Here is an 829-nt window from a genome sequence, read left to right as displayed (position 1 = left end):
ACCCGTACGATTTGTACTGTCTGCAGCTTCGCTGCCTTGTCCCATTCTGTGTTATTCGACTATACTCTCCGACTATATAGCCTAATAGCACTGCATGATGCGGCATGGCTACGTTTTTCGTACTCATAAAAACCGTAACGCGCAGGCTAAGCTTCATTCCAGCAACAGCAAGCATTTTCCTTACCAAAAAAAGCCGTCTGAAAATCACATTTTCAGACGGCTTTTTCCATCAGTCTCTTCATCCATCACGCTCAGGATTTAGGCTGTTTCAAATCCACCAGCCGCGTACCGGCCAGAAAATCATACAGAAACTGGCGGTCGGGGTTCAGCAGCGCAAAGCCCCACGGCAAAATCAGCCAAATCAGCGATGCTGCAAACGCGCCCAGCGGCGGAATGCCCAGCAGATGGCGCAGCCCGGCGTAGGCCAGCATCGGGATGAACACAATAAATACGCAGGCCCACATAAAGCGCAGGCGCAGCTGTTGCAGCGGCGGGCGGCTACCGCGCTCGTTGACCATGCCGATTTTCCAGGTCTGCATCGCTAGCGTTTGGCCTTTAAGCAGCCAATTCGAGCGGAAATAATACCACCAGAAAGCCAGCATCAGCAGGCAGGTGACCAGCGCCGACAGATAAGTCGAAATCGGGTTGAGCACAATCGCGGCCATGCCGGCCAGCAGCGCAGCCAATGCACTGATGGCACCAATCAGCAGTAATTCGTAAACCAGCGCGGCCAAGCGGCGGCGCAGGGAAACGGCGGGAAACGGGGTCATTATCACTCAATCCTCGGCAAACAGTTATATATAGTCGAAGAACTGAATTTCTGCTACGG

At 53.3% G+C, this 829-nt stretch carries 1 protein-coding gene; it reads right to left on the bottom strand.

The genetic code is table 11. The annotated features are described in order from the left end of the window. Window positions 1–251: 251 nt before the first annotated feature. Window positions 252–770: an RDD family protein gene (locus BDE01S_RS10820; RefSeq protein ID WP_066081468.1), complete on the bottom strand. Its 519-nt coding sequence runs from the start codon at window positions 768–770 to the stop codon at window positions 252–254. Between the last annotated feature and the right edge of the window lie 59 nt (window positions 771–829).

The organism is Bergeriella denitrificans NBRC 102155, from assembly GCF_001592185.1.
Classification (GTDB): domain Bacteria; phylum Pseudomonadota; class Gammaproteobacteria; order Burkholderiales; family Neisseriaceae; genus Neisseria; species Neisseria denitrificans.
This window is presented reverse-complemented; position numbering and strand designations above follow the sequence as displayed.